Source organism: Klebsiella terrigena (genome assembly GCF_006539725.1).
GTDB lineage: Bacteria > Pseudomonadota > Gammaproteobacteria > Enterobacterales > Enterobacteriaceae > Klebsiella > Klebsiella terrigena.
The window spans coordinates 77,385-95,411 of record NZ_BJNO01000015.1; the positions used below are offsets into that span (position 1 = coordinate 77,385).

The 18,027-nt window shown below is 54.4% G+C and carries 21 protein-coding genes and 1 tRNA gene; 16 read left to right on the forward strand and 6 right to left on the reverse strand.

What is annotated here, in order from left to right; genetic code table 11:
• The first annotated feature begins 7 nt into the window (after positions 1-7).
• From mlaC to murA, 4 genes are all read left to right on the forward strand, one after another.
• Positions 8-643 (forward strand): phospholipid-binding protein MlaC, encoded by a 636-nt coding sequence (gene mlaC, locus RTE01_RS16810; protein WP_041147413.1) that lies wholly within the window; start codon positions 8-10, stop codon positions 641-643.
• On the forward strand, positions 643-933 hold the full coding sequence (mlaB, locus tag RTE01_RS16815; RefSeq protein WP_041147412.1) for a lipid asymmetry maintenance protein MlaB: 291 nt from the start codon (positions 643-645) through the stop codon (positions 931-933). Before mlaC ends, mlaB begins: the two co-directional genes overlap by 1 nt.
• A 136-nt stretch (positions 934-1,069) precedes the next feature.
• The gene (gene ibaG, locus RTE01_RS16820; RefSeq protein ID WP_041147411.1) at positions 1,070-1,324 is read left to right on the forward strand and encodes a BolA family iron metabolism protein IbaG; all 255 of its coding nucleotides are present in this window, start codon (positions 1,070-1,072) and stop codon (positions 1,322-1,324) included.
• A 54-nt stretch (positions 1,325-1,378) separates the two neighbouring features.
• Entirely contained in the window at positions 1,379-2,638 is a 1,260-nt protein-coding gene (gene murA / locus RTE01_RS16825; protein WP_041147410.1) for a UDP-N-acetylglucosamine 1-carboxyvinyltransferase, read from the forward strand.
• Between the two features lie 58 nt (positions 2,639-2,696).
• Here murA and sfsB read toward each other — a convergent pair whose 3' ends face one another.
• Both sfsB and ispB read right to left on the reverse strand, forming a co-directional pair.
• Positions 2,697-2,969 (reverse strand): DNA-binding transcriptional regulator SfsB, encoded by a 273-nt coding sequence (gene sfsB / locus RTE01_RS16830; RefSeq protein WP_041147409.1) that lies wholly within the window; start codon positions 2,967-2,969, stop codon positions 2,697-2,699.
• A 198-nt stretch (positions 2,970-3,167) separates the two neighbouring features.
• Positions 3,168-4,139, reverse strand: coding sequence for an octaprenyl diphosphate synthase (gene ispB, locus RTE01_RS16835; protein ID WP_041147408.1), 972 nt, complete (start codon positions 4,137-4,139; stop codon positions 3,168-3,170).
• 260 nt (positions 4,140-4,399) lie between these two features.
• On the opposite strand from ispB, the gene rplU reads away from it, so the two are divergent.
• The 4 genes from rplU to cgtA all read left to right on the forward strand — a co-directional run bounded on the left by rplU (position 4,400) and on the right by cgtA (position 7,243).
• Positions 4,400-4,711, forward strand: coding sequence for a 50S ribosomal protein L21 (rplU, locus tag RTE01_RS16840; RefSeq protein ID WP_041147407.1), 312 nt, complete (start codon positions 4,400-4,402; stop codon positions 4,709-4,711).
• 19 nt (positions 4,712-4,730) lie between these two features.
• Positions 4,731-4,988 (forward strand): 50S ribosomal protein L27, encoded by a 258-nt coding sequence (gene rpmA, locus RTE01_RS16845; protein WP_041147406.1) that lies wholly within the window; start codon positions 4,731-4,733, stop codon positions 4,986-4,988.
• Between the two features lie 95 nt (positions 4,989-5,083).
• Positions 5,084-6,049, forward strand: coding sequence for a DMT family transporter (locus RTE01_RS16850; protein WP_041147405.1), 966 nt, complete (start codon positions 5,084-5,086; stop codon positions 6,047-6,049).
• 15 nt (positions 6,050-6,064) lie between these two features.
• Positions 6,065-7,243, forward strand: a complete 1,179-nt coding sequence (gene cgtA, locus RTE01_RS16855) for an Obg family GTPase CgtA (RefSeq protein ID WP_041147404.1) — start codon at positions 6,065-6,067, stop codon at positions 7,241-7,243.
• 94 nt (positions 7,244-7,337) lie between these two features.
• On the opposite strand, the gene dacB is transcribed toward cgtA, so the two are convergent.
• A complete protein-coding gene (gene dacB, locus RTE01_RS16860) occupies positions 7,338-8,771 on the reverse strand; it encodes a serine-type D-Ala-D-Ala carboxypeptidase (RefSeq protein WP_041147403.1) in 1,434 nt (477 codons plus the stop codon).
• A gap of 234 nt (positions 8,772-9,005) precedes the next feature.
• On the opposite strand from dacB, the gene greA reads away from it, so the two are divergent.
• Entirely contained in the window at positions 9,006-9,482 is a 477-nt protein-coding gene (gene greA / locus RTE01_RS16865) for a transcription elongation factor GreA (protein WP_041147402.1), read from the forward strand.
• Between the two features lie 152 nt (positions 9,483-9,634).
• Here greA and yhbY read toward each other — a convergent pair whose 3' ends face one another.
• Complete coding sequence (gene yhbY, locus RTE01_RS16870) at positions 9,635-9,928, reverse strand: ribosome assembly RNA-binding protein YhbY (protein WP_041147757.1); 294 nt, start codon at positions 9,926-9,928, stop codon at positions 9,635-9,637.
• A 124-nt stretch (positions 9,929-10,052) separates the two neighbouring features.
• Between yhbY and rlmE the strand changes: the two genes are divergently transcribed.
• The 7 genes from rlmE (at position 10,053) to RTE01_RS26185 (ending at position 16,196) form a co-directional block, all read left to right on the forward strand.
• Positions 10,053-10,682: a 23S rRNA (uridine(2552)-2'-O)-methyltransferase RlmE gene (rlmE, locus tag RTE01_RS16875; RefSeq protein WP_041147401.1), complete on the forward strand. Its 630-nt coding sequence runs from the start codon at positions 10,053-10,055 to the stop codon at positions 10,680-10,682.
• A gap of 99 nt (positions 10,683-10,781) precedes the next feature.
• Entirely contained in the window at positions 10,782-12,713 is a 1,932-nt protein-coding gene (gene ftsH, locus RTE01_RS16880) for an ATP-dependent zinc metalloprotease FtsH (RefSeq protein ID WP_041147400.1), read from the forward strand.
• Positions 12,714-12,810: 97 nt separating this feature from the next.
• Positions 12,811-13,659, forward strand: a complete 849-nt coding sequence (folP, locus tag RTE01_RS16885; RefSeq protein WP_141335199.1) for a dihydropteroate synthase — start codon at positions 12,811-12,813, stop codon at positions 13,657-13,659.
• Complete coding sequence (glmM, locus tag RTE01_RS16890) at positions 13,652-14,989, forward strand: phosphoglucosamine mutase (RefSeq protein WP_041147398.1); 1,338 nt, start codon at positions 13,652-13,654, stop codon at positions 14,987-14,989. The genes folP and glmM overlap by 8 nt, the downstream gene beginning before the upstream one ends.
• A gap of 229 nt (positions 14,990-15,218) precedes the next feature.
• Positions 15,219-15,548 (forward strand): preprotein translocase subunit SecG, encoded by a 330-nt coding sequence (gene secG / locus RTE01_RS16895; RefSeq protein ID WP_041147397.1) that lies wholly within the window; start codon positions 15,219-15,221, stop codon positions 15,546-15,548.
• A gap of 14 nt (positions 15,549-15,562) precedes the next feature.
• Positions 15,563-15,649: transfer RNA gene (locus tag RTE01_RS16900), tRNA-Leu, on the forward strand.
• A 145-nt stretch (positions 15,650-15,794) separates the two neighbouring features.
• A complete protein-coding gene (locus RTE01_RS26185; protein WP_166793756.1) occupies positions 15,795-16,196 on the forward strand; it encodes a hypothetical protein in 402 nt (133 codons plus the stop codon).
• Between the two features lie 38 nt (positions 16,197-16,234).
• On the opposite strand, the gene RTE01_RS16910 is transcribed toward RTE01_RS26185, so the two are convergent.
• Both RTE01_RS16910 and RTE01_RS16915 read right to left on the reverse strand, forming a co-directional pair.
• Positions 16,235-16,786, reverse strand: a complete 552-nt coding sequence (locus RTE01_RS16910; RefSeq protein WP_041147395.1) for a YfaZ family outer membrane protein — start codon at positions 16,784-16,786, stop codon at positions 16,235-16,237.
• Between the two features lie 451 nt (positions 16,787-17,237).
• Positions 17,238-17,867 carry a winged helix-turn-helix transcriptional regulator gene (locus tag RTE01_RS16915; RefSeq protein WP_041147394.1) on the reverse strand — a complete coding sequence of 210 codons (630 nt, stop codon included), beginning with the start codon at positions 17,865-17,867 and terminating at the stop codon, positions 17,238-17,240.
• Positions 17,868-18,027 lie beyond the last annotated feature (160 nt).

Consider the following 18,027-nt stretch of genomic DNA (forward strand, 5'->3'; position numbering starts at 1 on the left):
ACCCGATATGTTTAAACGCTTACTGATGATCGCCATGCTGGCGATTGCGCCATTGACTGCTGCGACCGCAGCGGATCAGTCCAATCCGTACAAGCTGATGGATGAAGCCGCGCAGAAAACCTTCGACCGCCTGAAAAACGAGCAGCCGAAGATTCAGGCTAACCCGAACTATCTGCGTGAAATCGTCGACCAGGAGCTGATGCCGTACGTGCAGGTGAAGTATGCCGGCGCGCTGGTGCTGGGCCGTTATTACAAAGAGGCGACCCCGGCGCAGCGTGAGGCCTACTTTACCGCCTTCCGCGAATATCTGAAGCAGGCGTACGGCCAGGCGCTGGCGATGTATCACGGTCAGACCTATCAAATCGCGGCTGAACAGCCGCTGGGCGATGCGACTATCGTTCCTATCCGCGTGACGATCCTCGATCCTAACGGTCGTCCGCCGGTGCGCCTGGACTTCCAGTGGCGTAAAAACACCCAGACCGGCCACTGGCAGGCTTACGATATGATTGCTGAAGGGGTGAGCATGATCACCACCAAGCAGAACGAGTGGAGCGATCTGCTGCGTACTAAAGGCGTTGATGGCCTGACCGCGCAGCTGAAAGCGATCTCCGCCCAGCCGATTACTCTGGAACAGAAAAAATAATGAGCGGTCAGCTGAGCTGGACCCGCAGCGGCGAGCGCCTGGCACTGCAGGGTGAGCTGGACCAGGATCTGCTGGTCCCGCTCTGGGACGACCGCCTACAGGTGACTGAAGGCGTATCGACTATCGACCTGAACGCAGTAACCCGGGTCGATACCGCGGGCCTGGCGCTACTGGTGCATTTCGTGGCGCTGATTCGTCGCCAGGGCAGGGAGGCACAGCTGATCGGCAAGAGCGATAATTTGCAAACGCTGATCGCTCTTTACAACCTTCCTGCCGATATGATCCCATAACTTTTCAGGGTGTTACTGCTGACGCTATCCGCAAAGCCCCATCAATATTTTCGATGGGGCTTTTTGCTTGTTTAAGACCGCGCCACTTTCCTCTAAGATGTTGGGCTATTTTCACTACCAGATAAAATTTGAACCCATGGAAAATCATGAAATTCAGACCGTGCTGATGAACGCACTCTCCCTCCAGGAAGTCCACGTCTCTGGCGATGGCAGTCACTTTCAGGTTATTGCTGTGGGCGAGCTGTTCGACGGCATGAGCCGCGTGAAGAAGCAGCAGACTATCTACGCCCCGCTGATGGAATATATTGCCGACAACCGCATCCATGCTCTGTCGATCAAGGCGTATACCCCGCAAGAGTGGGCTCGCGATCGCAAGCTAAATGGCTTTTAAGCTGTAGGGATGCTCCCTGCAGCGTATATGAATTCTTAACAGAGAACAGAATCAATGGATAAATTCCGTGTTCAGGGTCCGACTCGTCTCCAGGGCGAAGTCACCATCTCCGGTGCGAAAAACGCAGCCCTGCCGATCCTCTTTGCCGCACTGCTGGCAGACGAGCCGATTGAGATCCAGAATGTACCGAAGCTGAAAGACATCGATACCACGATGAAACTGCTGAGCCAGCTCGGCGCCAAAGTTGAGCGTAATGGTTCGGTATGGATTGATGCGGGCCCGGTTGACGTCTTCTGTGCTCCGTACGATTTAGTCAAAACCATGCGTGCCTCTATCTGGGCGCTGGGGCCGCTGGTGGCGCGTTTTGGCCAGGGCCAGGTTTCACTGCCGGGCGGCTGTGCGATCGGCGCCCGTCCGGTTGACCTGCATATTACCGGCCTGGAGCAGCTGGGTGCCGAGATCAAGCTGGAAGAGGGCTACGTCAAGGCATCGGTCAATGGACGCCTCAAAGGCGCGCATATCGTAATGGATAAGGTCAGCGTTGGCGCGACCGTCACCATCATGAGCGCCGCGACGCTGGCAGAAGGCACCACCGTTATCGAAAACGCCGCGCGTGAGCCGGAAATCGTCGATACGGCCAACTTCCTCGTTGCGCTGGGCGCGAAAATTAAAGGCCAGGGCTCTGACCGCATTACCATTGAAGGCGTAGAGCGTCTGGGCGGCGGCGTCTATCGTGTTCTGCCGGACCGCATCGAAACCGGGACCTTCCTGGTCGCAGCGGCAATCTCCGGCGGTAAAATCGTCTGCCGCAATGCGCAGCCTGATACCCTCGACGCCGTGCTGGCGAAGCTGCGTGACGCGGGTGCCGATATTGAGACCGGTGAAGACTGGATTAGCCTTGATATGCACGGCAATCGCCCTAAAGCCGTCAACGTACGTACCGCACCGCACCCGGGATTCCCGACCGACATGCAGGCGCAGTTTACGCTGCTAAACCTAGTGGCTGAAGGCACCGGCGTGATTACCGAGACCATTTTCGAAAACCGCTTTATGCACATTCCGGAACTGATCCGTATGGGCGCACACGCGGAAATCGAAAGCAATACGGCGATCTGCCACGGAGTGGCCCAGCTGTCCGGTGCTCAGGTAATGGCAACCGACCTGCGCGCATCGGCAAGCCTGGTACTGGCGGGCTGTATTGCGGAAGGCACCACGATTGTCGATCGTATCTATCACATCGACCGCGGATACGAGCGGATTGAAGATAAGCTGCAGGCGCTCGGCGCGAATATCGAACGCGTCAAAGGCGAGTAAAGCTGCTATCGCAGCCCTCTGACGTTGGTCCGGGGGCTGCATCCTGAATTACCTCGACTCACTTCTCACTTTTCTTCTGGCGTATCATCTGCGTTCTGTCGATAAACCGATGGGTAATCGGGTCATGGTAGCGTGACGGCCAAATAGCCCAGGGTGTGGTTTCCAGCGCGTTCGCAATAATCAGCTCGCCTTTGGGCCACGGCCGGGTTAGAGCATTGGCCAGGGTTGAGGAACTCAGACCGTTGCGTCGTGATTCCGCTGCCAGCGACGTGCCCTTTTTGCGTAATCCGGCGATAATATCGGCCGGGTGCCAATCGATGAACTTATCCATAAATTCTCCTGGTGATAAGGTTCCAGATCGCCCCAAGCGGACGACAGAGTCACTATACCCCTGGTTTATTAAAGTTCTAACAAGTTCCAGTAAATCGATTGAATATTCAGAATTCATCAAGGTTCAGGGCAGGGGGTTACGACGGAGGATTTTTTTGGAACTTTCCCGCGCGATGCGCGGGAAGGGTCGAAAGGGCGATTAGCGATCGCGCTGAACGGCGATGTGCGCCAGGCCGATGAGCGCTTCGCGCCACGGCGAGTCGGGTAAAACCTGAAGCGCGACAATCGCCTTATCGGCTTCTTCTTCCGCGCGCTTTTGGGTCCACTCCAGCGAGCCGCAGGCGGCCATGGCTTCCAGAACGGCTGCCAGCAGGTGACGTCCGTTACCCTGTTCGATTGCGCCGCGGATCATGGCGGACTGCTCCGGAGTGCCGTGGCGCATCGCATGCAGCAGCGGCAGAGTAGGTTTACCCTCGTTCAGGTCATCGCCCACGTTTTTACCCAGACGCTCGCCGTCGGAGCTGTAGTCCAGCAAATCATCGATCAGCTGGAAAGCGGTGCCCAAATAGCGGCCGTAGTCCTGTAATGCCCGCTCCTGTTCCTCGGTGCAGCCAGCCAGAATCCCGGAACATTGCGCGGCGGCCTCGAACAGCCGGGCTGTTTTGCTGTAAATCACCCGCATGTAGTTTTCTTCGGTGATGTCCGGGTCGTTAACGTTCATCAGCTGCAGGACTTCGCCTTCGGCAATCACGTTAACGGCTTTCGACATGACCTCCAGCACTTTCAGCGAACCGAGGCTGGTCATCATCTGGAAAGAGCGGGTATAGATAAAATCACCAACCAGCACGCTGGCTGCATTGCCGAAGGCCGCATTGGCCGTGGCTTTGCCACGACGCATATCCGACTCGTCAACGACATCATCATGAAGCAGGGTCGCGGTATGAATAAATTCGATCAGCGCGGCAATGGTGACGTGCGCATTCCCTTGATAACCGACGGCACGCGCCGCGAGGACCGCAATCATCGGACGAATACGTTTACCGCCTCCGCTGACGATGTAATAGCCTAACTGATTGATAAGCTGAACATCTGAGTCGAGTTGCTCAAGGATTGTCGCATTGACACCCGCCATATCTTGCGCGGTTAACTCATTGATTTTTTCTAAATTCATCGCAAAAGCCGGGCCACATGTCCTGTTACCGCGAATCCAGGTGGGTTCACAGCAGGATTAAGATAGAATTAAAAGAAGATATGATTGTACTGAAAAAATGGCATAGATAAACGTTAGCGTGAAAGTTGTGTTTTTTTTCTGCGTTGAGCGACGATCGCTCTTGTCAAAGGCTCGCCTTTTGCGTAATATTCGCGCCCTATTGTGAATATTTATAGCGCACTCTAAATCACATTAAGAGGTGCGCGGAAGCGGAGTTTTATATGTACGCGGTTTTCCAAAGTGGTGGTAAACAACACCGAGTAAGCGAAGGTCAGACCATTCGCCTGGAAAAGCTGGACATCGCAACTGGCGAAGCTGTTGAGTTCGCTGAAGTGCTGATGGTCGCAAACGGTGAAGAAATCAAGATCGGCGTTCCTTTCGTTGAGGGCGGCGTAATCAAAGCTGAAGTTGTTGCTCACGGTCGTGGCGAGAAAGTTAAAATCGTTAAGTTTCGTCGTCGTAAACACTACCGTAAGCAGCAGGGCCATCGTCAGTGGTTCACTGATGTGAAAATTACTGGCATCAGCGCCTAAGACCTGAGGAGAGATTTAAATGGCACATAAAAAGGCTGGCGGCTCAACTCGTAACGGTCGCGACTCAGAAGCTAAACGCCTGGGCGTTAAGCGTTTCGGTGGCGAAACCGTTCTGGCGGGTAGCATCATCGTTCGTCAGCGTGGCACCAAATTCCACGCTGGTAGCAACGTAGGTTGCGGTCGTGACCACACTCTGTTTGCTAAAGCAGACGGTAAAGTGAAATTTGAAGTTAAAGGCCCGAACAACCGTAAATATATCAGCATCGTTGCTGAGTAAGGTTTTCGAGGTCCGGTAACGGATTAAAGCCCCGCAACGTGTTGCGGGGCTTTTTACATTAGAAGTCCGGAAAATTTTCCGCAGGTAAAACGGGCATGAAGCAGCAGGCCGGCATAGGTATTGTTTTGGCGCTCACCACCGCAATGTGCTGGGGTGCGCTGCCCATCGCAATGAAGCAGGTTCTGGAAGTGATGGAACCGCCAACGGTGGTGTTCTATCGCTTTTTAATGGCGAGTATTGGCCTCGGGTCGATCCTGGCGATTAAAGGCAAGCTGCCGCCGCTGCATCTTTTCCGCAAGCCTCGCTGGCTAATTTTACTGGCTATCGCAACGGGCGGCCTGTTCGGTAACTTCATTCTGTTCAGCTCGTCCTTGCAATATTTAAGCCCGACGGCCTCGCAGGTGATTGGCCAGCTGTCCCCGGTTGGCATGATGGTCGCCAGCGTCTTTATCCTCAAGGAGAAGATGCGCGGGACCCAGGTTATCGGTGCGATAATGCTGCTCTGCGGGCTGGTGATGTTCTTCAACACCAGCCTGATAGAGATTTTTACCCGCCTGACGGATTACACCTGGGGTGTGATTTTTGGCGTGGCTGCGGCGACGGTGTGGGTAAGCTACGGCGTCGCGCAAAAGGTGTTATTGCGTCGTCTGGCGTCACAGCAAATCCTGTTTTTGCTGTACACTTTATGTACGATTGCACTATTGCCGCTGGCAAAGCCGGGTGTGATATCCCAGCTAAGCGACTGGCAGCTGGCGTGCCTGATCTTTTGTGGTTTGAACACGCTGGTAGGTTATGGCGCACTCGCGGAAGCGATGGCGCGTTGGCAGGCAGCACAGGTGAGCGCATTAATTACGCTAACCCCGCTGTTTACGCTGTTATTTTCAGATTTATTATCAATTGCCTGGCCCGATTTCTTCGTCAAACCGATGTTAAACCTGTTGGGTTATCTCGGTGCGTTTGTCGTGGTTGCGGGCGCGATGTTTTCCGCCATTGGTCATCGTCTTTGGGGACGCTGGCGTAAAAATGAAGCGGTTGTAGTAGTCCCCCGCTCAGGCGAATGATTTACGGAGAGTAAAATGAAGTTTGTTGATGAAGCAACGATCCTGGTCGTAGCAGGTGATGGCGGCAATGGTTGCGTGAGCTTCCGCCGTGAAAAATATATCCCAAGAGGCGGCCCTGACGGCGGCGACGGCGGTGATGGCGGCGACGTTTGGCTGGAAGCGGACGAGAACCTGAACACCCTGATTGACTACCGTTTTGAGAAAGCTTTCCGCGCTGAACGTGGACAGAACGGACAAAGCCGTGACTGTACCGGTAAGCGTGGTAAAGACGTCTCGGTGAAGGTGCCCGTAGGGACCCGTGTTATCGATCAGGGGACCGGCGAGACCATGGGCGATATGACCAAACACGGTCAGCGTCTGATGGTCGCCAAAGGCGGCTGGCACGGCCTGGGTAACACCCGCTTCAAATCGTCCGTCAACCGTACCCCGCGTCAGAAAACGATGGGTACGCCGGGCGACAAGCGCGACCTGCAGCTTGAGCTGATGCTGCTGGCAGACGTTGGGATGCTGGGGATGCCGAACGCCGGTAAATCCACCTTCATTCGCGCCGTTTCTGCAGCGAAGCCGAAAGTTGCCGATTATCCGTTCACCACGCTGGTTCCTAGCCTCGGCGTTGTACGTATGGATAACGAGAAGAGCTTCGTCGTGGCGGATATTCCAGGGCTGATTGAAGGCGCCGCCGAAGGCGCAGGCCTCGGTATTCGCTTCCTCAAGCACCTTGAGCGCTGCCGCGTGCTGCTGCACCTCATCGATATTGAGCCAATCGACGGTTCCGATCCGGTCGAGAATGCGCGCATTATCATCGGTGAGCTGGAAAAATACAGCGAGAATCTGGCGTCGAAACCACGCTGGCTGGTCTTCAACAAGATCGACCTGATGGATAAAGCGGAAGCCGAAGCGAAGGCGAAAACCATTGCCGAAGCGCTGGGCTGGGAAGATAAGTTCTACCTGATTTCTGCGGCAAGCCAGCAGGGCGTGAAAGACCTGTGCTGGGACGTGATGACCTTTATCATCGAAAACCCAATCGTGCATGCGCAGGAAGATAAGCCGGCTGAGAAAGTCGAGTTTATGTGGGATGACTACCACCGCGAGCAGCTTGAAAGCGCTGAGATCGAAGTGGAAGACGACGAAGACTGGGATGACGACTGGGACGAAGACGACGAAGAAGGCGTTGAGTTCATCTACAAGCGTTAATTCTGGTATGCACCGGTCCCCGCAGCGTAATGCTAAGCGGGGAACATCGCCGGGTAGCACGAAAAGGGCCGCATCTGATGCGGCCCTTTTGTATTTAGTTGTTCTGGTACAAATCCTTATACAGCCGGCTTTCGAAGCGCACCAGCGGAATTCGACGGTTGCGCTGATCGGCTGGCGGTACCGCATAGCCTGACAGATACTGCACGAAAGCGATTTTCTGCCCGCTGGCGCCGGTGATAAAGCCCGCCAGATTATAGACCCCCTGCAGGGAGCCGGTTTTCGCGGAAACCTTACCATCCACGCCCGCCTGATGCAGACCCGCACGGTACTGCAGCGACCCGTCATGACCGGCGAGCGGCAGCATCGAGATGAAGTTGAGCTCATTATCGTGCTGGGCAATATATTGCAGCACCTGCATCATTGTGGCGGGAGCGATCAGGTTGTGGCGCGACAGGCCGGAACCGTCGGCAATAATCGTATTGCCCAGGTCGACGCCAGCCTGCTGACGCAGGATTTGGCGCACCGCATCGGAACCCGCACGCCAGGTGCCCGGCACGCCGAGGCGCGCGTGACCGATGGTGCGGAATACGGTATCGGCAATCATGTTGTCTGATTTTTTCAGCATGATGCGCAGGAGATCGTGCAGCGGCGCGGACTGAGTACTCGCCAGCACGGTCCCCGGATCGTTGGCCAGCGTCTGGCGCAGCAGAGTCCCACTGTAGGTGATGCCGGCCTGGGTCAATTCAGACTTCAGGATCACCCCGGCATAGCTGGCGCCGTCCTGAATGGCAAAGGCCAGCGGCAGCGGCTCGCTGCGCTGCGGCAGACAGCCGGTCAGGGTGTAGCGGTTAAGATCGCCCGGTACCACGTCGAGCTCGCAGTACTGAGCCTCCGCAGAGCCGCGGGCCAGCGTGCGGACCTGGCTGAACATGGTGACCGGGTAATACGAGGCGACGCGAATAAATGCCAGGTCTCCGGGCTTCTGCGCGCTGTACAGCGAGATCGAGAAACAGTTGCGATCGACGATCGCCGCCGCCGGCGGGGCGCTAAAGCACTGGGTCATATCGTTCCACGGCCAGCCCGGCGCTTTGTCATGGCTGGCGAAGACCGAGGTATCGATCAGGACGTTCCCCTCGATCCGCTGGACGCCGGCCTTTTTGAGCGTGGCCACCATATTGCGAATATCCTGCCGCCTGAGCGTAGGATCGCCGCCAAAACGGGCAATCAGGTCACCTTTCAGCACGCCACCGTCGAGGGTACCTTTGGTTTCCAGGGTGGTGGTGAAACGGAAGTCTGGCCCCAGCTGGAGCAGGGCAGCCAGCGCGGTGATCACCTTCTGAGTACTGGCCGGTAGCGCCATTTGCTGGCTGTGAAAGTCTATCTCCGGCGTAGGGGAGCCGACCTTTTGCGCCATAAAGGCGAGGTTAGCACCCGCAGGAAGCTGGTTGATGTACTCGTCAATGTTCGCCGCCTGAGCGCTAAACGCAATGCCGGCAGTCAATCCGATGATAAATCTGGAAAATCGCATAATCTCGCGCTAACAACCTGAAACCGAGCCGTCATACTACGGTGCAACACCCTGTAAAGTAAACGATGACCCATAGTGAACTTCAGGGTAAAATACGTATCAAATTGAAAATTGCTGCTGACCTGGGGAATGTTTCCCGGGTTGGTTTTCTTTTTGCTCCTGTCCTGCTTTTTGCCAGGCAGGTTGCGGAACGGGATATCCGTTCCATGAAGGAATGATAAAGAGGTATAACAAATGCAAGCTATTCCGATGACCTTACGTGGCGCTGAAAAACTACGCGAAGAGCTGGATTTTCTGAAATCCGTTCGTCGCCCTGAAATCATTGCAGCCATCGCCGACGCCCGTGAACATGGCGATCTCAAAGAGAACGCTGAGTACCATGCGGCCCGCGAACAGCAGGGTTTCTGTGAAGGTCGTATCAAAGATATTGAGGCCAAGCTGTCCAATGCGCAGGTTATCGATATCACCAAAATGCCGAATAACGGCCGCGTGATTTTTGGTTCGACGGTAAACGTTCTCAACGTTGATACCGACGAAGAGCAGATTTATCGCATCGTGGGCGACGACGAAGCGGATTTTAAGCAGAATCTTATCTCCGTGAACTCCCCGATCGCTCGCGGGCTGATCGGTAAAGAGCAGGATGATGTGGTGACAATCCGCACGCCGGGTGGCGAGGTCGAATACGAAATTATCAAGGTTGAGTACCTTTAATTCGTATTTCCCGCTACGCTGTTGATGGATTGTAAAGAAAGGAAAAAGGCCGCATAGCGGCCTTTTATCAACGTCCAGAGCATGGCATTTTGCTCGTCTACCCGCAGAAATCCCTCGTTTTACACAAAGTTGTGTCGAGATTCAGGATATTCTTAGCGTGGCAGCGAGATTTTACGCTCTTTAGATGGGCGGTACAGGACCAGCGTTTTACCGATGACCTGTACGTTACAGGCGCCGGTTTCGCGTACGATAGCTTCCACGATCAGGGTTTTAGTCTCGCGGTCTTCCGAGGCGATTTTCACCTTGATGAGCTCATGGTGCGCTAGCGCTTGTTCGATCTCGGCCAGTACCCCTTCGGTCAAACCATTATTGCCAAGCATAACTACCGGCTTGAGCGGATGTGCCAGACCTTTCAGGTGCTGTTTTTGTTTAGTACTCAGATTCATCGTATTTTTTTGCTTACGTTGGGATTGAAAACGGTTCATTCTACCGCCATCTCCCATATATCGCCAAACTACAGTGTCGATTTTTACGTCGCAAAGTATGATGAACCCGAAATGGGAATGTTAAATGACAGGTAAAAAGCGTTCTGCCAGTTCCAGCCGCTGGCTTCAGGAACACTTTAGCGATAAATATGTTCTCCAGGCACAGAAAAAGGGGTTACGTTCCCGAGCCTGGTTTAAACTTGATGAAATACAGCAAAGTGACAAAATTTTTAAGCCGGGGATGACGGTTGTTGACCTCGGTGCTGCACCCGGAGGCTGGTCGCAATATGCGGTCACGCAGATCGGAAACAGCGGCCGCATCATCGCTTGCGATCTTTTACCGATGGATCCAATCGTTGGTGTGGACTTCCTTCAGGGCGACTTTCGTGATGAATTAGTCCTGAAAGCGTTACTTGAGCGCGTAGGTGACAGTAAAGTACAAGTTGTCATGTCCGATATGGCGCCAAACATGTGCGGAACACCGGCGGTGGACATCCCCCGGGCCATGTATTTGGTGGAACTGGCGCTTGGAATGGCTCGTGATGTATTAGCGCCAGGTGGTAGTTTTGTAGTTAAGGTGTTCCAGGGCGAAGGCTTCGATGAGTATCTAAGAGAAATTCGCTCCCTGTTTACGAAGGTCAAAGTTCGTAAGCCGGACTCTTCCCGTGCTCGTTCGCGTGAAGTGTACATTGTAGCGACCGGGCGAAAACCATAACCGGTAGATTTCAAACGAAAGTTTGAAAGACACTGGATATAGAGTATCCTGACGCTGTTTTTAACACAGTTGTAATAAGAGGTTAATCCCTTGAGTGACATGGCGAAAAACCTAATACTCTGGCTGGTCATTGCCGTCGTGCTGATGTCAGTATTCCAGAGCTTTGGGCCCAGCGAGTCTAATGGCCGTAAGGTGGATTATTCAACCTTCCTGCAAGAGGTCAACCAGGACCAGGTTCGCGAAGCGCGTATCAACGGACGTGAGATCAACGTTACCAAGAAAGATAGTAACCGTTACACGACTTACATTCCGGTTAACGATCCGAAGCTGCTCGATAACCTGTTGACGAAAAACGTCAAAGTGGTTGGCGAACCGCCGGAAGAGCCGAGCCTGCTGGCTTCCATCTTCATTTCCTGGTTCCCGATGCTGTTGCTGATCGGCGTCTGGATCTTCTTTATGCGGCAAATGCAGGGCGGCGGCGGAAAGGGCGCGATGTCCTTCGGCAAAAGCAAAGCCCGTATGCTGACGGAAGACCAGATCAAAACCACTTTTGCTGATGTCGCGGGTTGCGATGAAGCGAAAGATGAAGTGGCCGAACTGGTGGAATATCTGCGTGAGCCGAGCCGTTTCCAGAAGCTGGGCGGTAAAATCCCGAAAGGCGTCCTGATGGTCGGCCCTCCGGGTACCGGTAAAACGCTGCTGGCGAAAGCGATCGCCGGCGAAGCGAAAGTGCCGTTCTTCACAATTTCCGGTTCTGACTTCGTAGAAATGTTCGTGGGTGTCGGCGCATCTCGCGTGCGTGACATGTTCGAACAGGCTAAGAAAGCGGCTCCGTGCATTATCTTCATCGATGAAATCGACGCCGTCGGTCGCCAGCGTGGCGCTGGTCTGGGCGGTGGTCACGATGAGCGTGAGCAGACGCTGAACCAGATGCTGGTTGAGATGGATGGTTTCGAAGGTAACGAAGGTATTATCGTTATCGCCGCAACAAACCGTCCGGACGTTCTGGACCCCGCGCTGCTGCGTCCGGGCCGCTTCGACCGTCAGGTTGTCGTTGGTCTGCCGGATGTTCGCGGTCGTGAGCAGATCCTGAAAGTTCACATGCGTCGCGTTCCGCTGTCGCCTGATATCGACGCGGCAATCATCGCGCGCGGTACCCCGGGCTTCTCCGGTGCTGACCTGGCGAACCTGGTGAACGAAGCCGCTCTGTTTGCTGCCCGTGGCAACAAACGCGTGGTATCGATGGTTGAGTTCGAAAAGGCTAAAGACAAAATCATGATGGGTGCGGAACGTCGCTCCATGGTGATGACGGAAGCGCAGAAAGAGTCGACCGCTTATCACGAAGCAGGACATGCGATTATTGGTCGCCTGGTGCCGGAACACGATCCGGTGCATAAGGTGACGATTATTCCGCGCGGCCGCGCTCTGGGCGTCACGTTCTTCCTGCCGGAAGGCGATGCAATCAGCGCCAGCCGTCAGAAGCTGGAAAGCCAGATTTCGACCCTCTACGGCGGTCGTCTTGCAGAAGAGATTATCTACGGTGTAGAGCATGTTTCTACCGGCGCGTCGAACGACATTAAAGTCGCGACCAACCTGGCACGTAACATGGTGACTCAGTGGGGCTTCTCCGACAAACTCGGTCCGCTGCTGTATGCGGAAGAAGAGGGCGAAGTATTCCTCGGACGCAGCGTCGCGAAAGCGAAGCATATGTCCGATGAGACCGCACGTATCATTGACCAGGAAGTGAAATCACTGGTTGAGCGTAACTACAACCGCGCCCGTCAGATCCTTAACGACAATCTGGATATTCTGCACTCGATGAAAGATGCGCTCATGAAATATGAGACCATCGATGCACCGCAGATTGATGACCTGATGGCACGTCGTGACGTTCGCCCACCGGCTGGCTGGGAAGACCCAGGCACCAACAATTCTGGCAACAACGGCACCCCGAGTGCGCCGCGTCCGGTCGATGAACCGCGTACGCCAAACCCGGGTAACACGATGTCAGAGCAGTTAGGCGACAAATAAGTTAGCCGCTGTTGATGTGGTTGTGCATATCTAAACCCTGGGGCATCCGCTCTGGGGTTTTTCTTTTATTTATCTCTCCTGATTCAGGGATCTCGTGATGAAACTTGTAGCCCAGGGCTCAACCCTCGATCTCACCCACCCGCACGTGATGGGTATCCTTAACGTTACGCCGGACTCCTTCTCCGACGGCGGGGCGCACAATTCGCTGGTAGAGGCGGTTAAGCACGCCAATCTGATGATTAATGCCGGGGCGACGATCGTTGACATCGGCGGCGAATCGACGCGTCCTGGTGCGCTGGATGTTAGCGTTGAGGAAGAGCTGACGCGCGTGATCCCGGTTGTGGAAGCCATTGCTCAGCGTTTTGAAGTGTGGATCTCGGTCGATACGTCAAAACCTGAAGTGATCCGTGAAGCCGCTCGGGTAGGGGCACATATCATCAACGATATCCGCTCGCTAACGGAGCCCGGCGCGCTGGAAGCGGCGGCAGAGACCGGTCTGCCGGTGTGTCTGATGCATATGCAGGGGCAGCCGAAAACCATGCAGGCTGCGCCGAAGTACGAAGACGTCTTCACCGATGTGACGCGCTTTTTCACAGAGCATATTGTGCGCTGCGAACGGGCTGGGATCGCAAAAGATAAATTGTTGCTCGACCCGGGATTCGGTTTCGGTAAAAATCTTTCCCATAATTATGAGCTGCTTGCTCGACTCGGCGAGTTCCACCATTTTGGTCTCCCGCTGTTGGTAGGTATGTCGCGTAAGTCGATGGTCGGTCAGTTGCTGAACGTTGGGCCGGCAGAGCGCCTCAGCGGTAGCCTGGCTTGCGCAGTAATTGCGGCGATGCAGGGCGCGCAGATAGTGCGCGTCCATGACGTCAAAGAAACGGTAGAAGCGCTGCGCGTGGTGGAAGCCACTCTGGCTACAAAGGAAAATAAACGTTATGAGTAACCGTAAATATTTTGGCACCGATGGTATCCGTGGCCGCGTTGGCGATGCGCCAATTACGCCGGAATTTGTGCTTAAGCTGGGCTGGGCTGCAGGAAAAGTTCTCGCGCGTCACGGTTCGCGTAAAATTATCATTGGTAAAGATACCCGTATCTCGGGCTATATGCTGGAGTCGGCCCTCGAAGCGGGCCTGGCGGCAGCCGGTCTCTCCGCCTCATTCACTGGCCCAATGCCTACGCCGGCGGTGGCTTATCTGACCCGCGCTTTCCGCGCAGAGGCCGGTATCGTCATTTCAGCGTCGCATAACCCTTTCTACGACAACGGAATCAAGTTCTTCTCTATTGAGGGAACCAAGCTGCCGGATAACGTCGAAGAGGCGATTGAAGCCGAGATGGAGAAAGAGCTGACCTGCGTCGACTCTGCGGAATTAGGCAAAGCCAGCCGGATTGTCGATGCGGCCGGGCGCTACATCGAGTTCTGCAAAGGCACCTTCCCGAATGAGCTAAGCCTGAACGAGCTGAAAGTGGTTGTTGACTGCGCTCACGGCGCGACCTACCACATCGCGCCTAGCGTCTTCCGCGAGCTCGGCGCGCAGGTTATTGCGATGGGCTGTGAGCCCAACGGCCTTAATATCAACGAAGAGGTCGGGGCCACCGACGTGCGTGCCTTACAGGCTCGCGTGCTGGCGGAAAAGGCCGATCTGGGCATTGCCTACGACGGCGATGGTGACCGCGTTATTATGGTCGACCATGAAGGCAATAAAGTTGATGGTGACCAGATCCTCTACATTATTGCCCGCGAAGGCCTGCGTCAGGGCCAGCTGCGCGGCGGTGCCGTGGGCACGCTAATGAGCAATATGGGACTCGAGCTGGCGCTCAAACAGCTGGGTATCCCGTTTGCTCGCGCAAAAGTGGGCGACCGCTATGTGCTGGAGAAGATGCAGGAGAAAGGCTGGCGTATTGGCGCCGAAAACTCCGGTCACGTTATCCTGCTCGATAAGACGACCACCGGAGACGGCATTGTTGCAAGCCTGCAGGTCGTGGCCGCGATGGTACGTAACCATATGAGCCTGCACGATCTGTGCAGCGGCATGAAGATGTTCCCGCAGATTCTGGTCAACGTGCGCTTTACCGATAACAGCAGCAACCCGCTCGAGCATGAGAGCGTAAAAGCGGTTGCCGCCGAGGTTGAGGCCGCATTGGGTAAACGTGGCCGGGTGCTGTTACGTAAATCCGGCACCGAGCCGCTGATTCGCGTGATGGTTGAAGGCGAGCACGAAGAGCAGGTGCACGAATTCGCTCACCGCATTGCTGATGCGGTTAAAAACGCATAGCTTGTGGCGCTAAGTGATTAAAAAGGCGGCGCTTGCCGCTTTTTTAATTGCCAATAAACGGTTTTTTGCTGTTTTTTTCTGCAGTTGATACAATGCGTCGAAATTGCCCTTGCGAAGGTCATTCGCTTTGGTTAGTATTCACACCCGCTTCAGTGGGAAACGTTAATGCGTCCCGCTTTATTGGTCGAAGCAATTGGTATGCGGCGAATCCGCAAGGAACAGGTTGATTATGCAAGAAGCTCTTTTAGTTGTTTTCCTTATTGTGGCGATTGGCCTTGTTGGTCTGATCATGCTGCAGCAAGGTAAAGGCGCTGATATGGGAGCCTCGTTCGGAGCAGGCGCTTCCGGCACGTTGTTCGGTTCCAGCGGTTCTGGTAACTTCATGACCCGCATGACCGGTATCCTGGCTGCGTTGTTCTTCATCATTAGTTTGGTGCTGGGCAATATCAACAGCAACAAGACCAGTAAAGGAAGTGAGTGGGATAATCTGAGCGCGCCGAAATCCGAGCAGACTCAGCCAGCAGCGCCGGCGCAGCCGAGCAGCGACATCCCACACTGATAAGTAGTATCTGTACCGAGGTGGTGGAATTGGTAGACACGCTACCTTGAGGTGGTAGTGCCCTAACGGGCTTGTGGGTTCGAGTCCCATCCTCGGTACCAATATTCCGAAAAAAAGACGCTGAAAAGCGTCTTTTTTTTTGCCTTAAATCGACGGCTGTTTATTTATAAATAACTCTCCGCTGGCCTTGATCCCATCCAGGTCGCTAAAGTCGCGCTCATCTATTTATCAGAGGTGAGTAACGCAATGAAGCATTTCAGGCTGTTTATCATTGCCGGCGTTCTGTGCTTGTCCGGATGTAGTACCACGCCAGCGGCGGATCCGGTGGAGACTATTAATGCGCTGGCGGTACCGGTAATGCATAGCGACGTTCAGTCCGCAGGACAAAACTCTCAGTCAATTACCCGCTGCTTTCAGGATAACTCGGTGCTGATTGGCAGCCTTAGCCGGTCATTAAAAGACAACTATCTGCAGGATGTGGAGAGAAAGGATATCTTCGATAAGGATAGCGATGCCTATCACGTCTACAGCGCGCTCACCAAACTCGAACAGATGTCGGCGATGAATGAGGTCTACCGCAAAGAAAATAATATTGCCGGACTAGAAGAGATCAATAAGGTACTGAAGGCCGTTCCCCTGGCGGCGTAAGTGAGGGATCGCCGGACGGCAATCCCTGCTGATAACGATCAGAAGCGGAAGTTGAAGCCGGCGTAGGCGCCGTCGGCCAGCGTATTGTCACGATGGCTGTTTTTGCCCGCCATATCCATATAGCGATAACCCGCTTCAATACTCAGCGACTTAATGACGTTTATTCGCACACCCGCGTTAGCTTCAACGTAGTCGTCTACGCCGCTGGACATGGAGTCCGGAGAGTAATAGGCCTCCCCGAAGAGGGTGAAGAAATCGCCGAGCGGTAATTGTGCCCCGCCGCCAAGCGCGATGGCGTAACCCTCATCGCTATCCTGTGGATTGAGGTAGAGCGCTTTGCCACCCATGGTCAGCAGAAACGGGCCGAGGTCAAAGTTATAGCCCATACCTAACCCTGCGATATCCCCGTCGTTATCGCTATGCGCCCAGCTGCCGTTGAAGGTCATGCCCGGATCGTCTGCGTTAAAGCTGGCGGAAAGATGAGTAAACTCTTCCCCCGCCTCGCCGTGGAGGTTAACCGATGCGCTAGCGGCGCCGCTGGCGCAGAGCGCCGCGACGAGCAGAACTGATTTTGACGTGAACATGCTCATTGTTAGTTCCTTCAGGTAAAAAAATACCCGACACGAGCGTTCGGGCAAATAAGTAGCGTGCTTTGGGTTCTAATCGCCGTTGACCGCAGAGCTAAACGGCAGCCGTTATCACGCCACGCAGAGCGACACGCGCGGCGTGAGCGCTGATGCAGGCAGCGATTTGTGTGAACAACAGGGTTGGGTGCTGACGCGTTTGACCTTAGAGATCGCAGAGGCAAAAGCAGTCGGCACAGCGCGGGTATTTACTGCGAACGCTGGCGGAAGAGTTGTCTTCATTTCTGGGCCTGTTGTTTGGTTTTTAAAGCACATTTTTCAGTGCGATAAATACAGGCGCCCAGAATAAAATTATTTATCGCTTGCCGTTATCATTTGTTTGTTTAAATTTAAATTGCATCCAGCGCCCTGGTAGCTGGCCCCGCAATACAGCAGAGATAAGCACCAGCGCGGTTGCTTAGAATTTCTCAGGTAGCATGTTCACGCTTTGCAAATAACCACCGCGGGCGAACTCAATATATCCGCCTTTTTTTAACGCTGACAGCACGTTCAGAATACTGCTGCGCGAAAGATGGGTTCGGTCCTGAATATATTCCAGAATAGATACGCGTAGCCGCGTTTCATCAGGCATAAGAAGCATCTCCATCAGATGATTGCGGATGACCGAGTAGGTTCGCTGCTGCAGGACCAAATCGTCCCGATAAACCAGGTACGAGGTATGGTATGCGAGTAGGCTGGTAACCTCTTCCCACAGGTCGTGCTCCCGGAACAGCTGGATGGCACGATCGCTATCGATACGTAATACATCGGAGGGGATCTCCGCCCGTAGCCCGTGGCTCCGGCTCGGCTGGAGCATCTCCGCGACGCCAAAGAGATGCGGTTCATAGACGGTCACTATCAATAATTTGTCAGATGAACGGATAACTGACAGCTCGCCTTTTTTAAAAAGATAGAGCTGGGTTTTCCCTTTATAGTCACAGGCCAGCCTTTTTCGCGCAATCACATTCATTGGCGTGGCGTAAGGCTCAAGCGTCTCCAGCAGGCGATCGATCTCCCGCTGTGGTCTGACCGGGGGTTTTATATTCATTAGGGCCTCACATCGGAAAGGATAAATCTATGCGGAAGATTATAGACAATAATTATTAGATACCGCGACCGGTAAAATTATGAGCCCCAGATTTTAGGGCGTGTAATTCTGACGAAAGAAAAAAGCCGACGGATTAGCGTCGGCTGAAAGAGTAGATGAA

Excerpts from the sequence above, each read along its gene's own strand:
- mlaC (WP_041147413.1), top strand. The coding sequence starts at position 8 with ATGTTTAAACGCTTACTGATGATCGCCATGCTGGCGATTGCGCCATTG.
- mlaB (WP_041147412.1), top strand. The coding sequence starts at position 643 with ATGAGCGGTCAGCTGAGCTGGACCCGCAGCGGCGAGCGCCTGGCACTG.
- ibaG (WP_041147411.1), top strand. The coding sequence starts at position 1,070 with ATGGAAAATCATGAAATTCAGACCGTGCTGATGAACGCACTCTCCCTC.
- murA (WP_041147410.1), top strand. The coding sequence starts at position 1,379 with ATGGATAAATTCCGTGTTCAGGGTCCGACTCGTCTCCAGGGCGAAGTC.
- sfsB (WP_041147409.1), bottom strand. The coding sequence starts at position 2,969 with ATGGATAAGTTCATCGATTGGCACCCGGCCGATATTATCGCCGGATTA.
- ispB (WP_041147408.1), bottom strand. The coding sequence starts at position 4,139 with ATGAATTTAGAAAAAATCAATGAGTTAACCGCGCAAGATATGGCGGGT.
- rplU (WP_041147407.1), top strand. The coding sequence starts at position 4,400 with ATGTACGCGGTTTTCCAAAGTGGTGGTAAACAACACCGAGTAAGCGAA.
- rpmA (WP_041147406.1), top strand. The coding sequence starts at position 4,731 with ATGGCACATAAAAAGGCTGGCGGCTCAACTCGTAACGGTCGCGACTCA.
- RTE01_RS16850 (WP_041147405.1), top strand. The coding sequence starts at position 5,084 with ATGAAGCAGCAGGCCGGCATAGGTATTGTTTTGGCGCTCACCACCGCA.
- cgtA (WP_041147404.1), top strand. The coding sequence starts at position 6,065 with ATGAAGTTTGTTGATGAAGCAACGATCCTGGTCGTAGCAGGTGATGGC.
- dacB (WP_041147403.1), bottom strand. The coding sequence starts at position 8,771 with ATGCGATTTTCCAGATTTATCATCGGATTGACTGCCGGCATTGCGTTT.
- greA (WP_041147402.1), top strand. The coding sequence starts at position 9,006 with ATGCAAGCTATTCCGATGACCTTACGTGGCGCTGAAAAACTACGCGAA.
- yhbY (WP_041147757.1), bottom strand. The coding sequence starts at position 9,928 with ATGAATCTGAGTACTAAACAAAAACAGCACCTGAAAGGTCTGGCACAT.
- rlmE (WP_041147401.1), top strand. The coding sequence starts at position 10,053 with ATGACAGGTAAAAAGCGTTCTGCCAGTTCCAGCCGCTGGCTTCAGGAA.
- ftsH (WP_041147400.1), top strand. The coding sequence starts at position 10,782 with ATGGCGAAAAACCTAATACTCTGGCTGGTCATTGCCGTCGTGCTGATG.
- folP (WP_141335199.1), top strand. The coding sequence starts at position 12,811 with ATGAAACTTGTAGCCCAGGGCTCAACCCTCGATCTCACCCACCCGCAC.
- glmM (WP_041147398.1), top strand. The coding sequence starts at position 13,652 with ATGAGTAACCGTAAATATTTTGGCACCGATGGTATCCGTGGCCGCGTT.
- secG (WP_041147397.1), top strand. The coding sequence starts at position 15,219 with ATGCAAGAAGCTCTTTTAGTTGTTTTCCTTATTGTGGCGATTGGCCTT.
- RTE01_RS26185 (WP_166793756.1), top strand. The coding sequence starts at position 15,795 with ATGAAGCATTTCAGGCTGTTTATCATTGCCGGCGTTCTGTGCTTGTCC.
- RTE01_RS16910 (WP_041147395.1), bottom strand. The coding sequence starts at position 16,786 with ATGAGCATGTTCACGTCAAAATCAGTTCTGCTCGTCGCGGCGCTCTGC.
- RTE01_RS16915 (WP_041147394.1), bottom strand. The coding sequence starts at position 17,867 with ATGAATATAAAACCCCCGGTCAGACCACAGCGGGAGATCGATCGCCTG.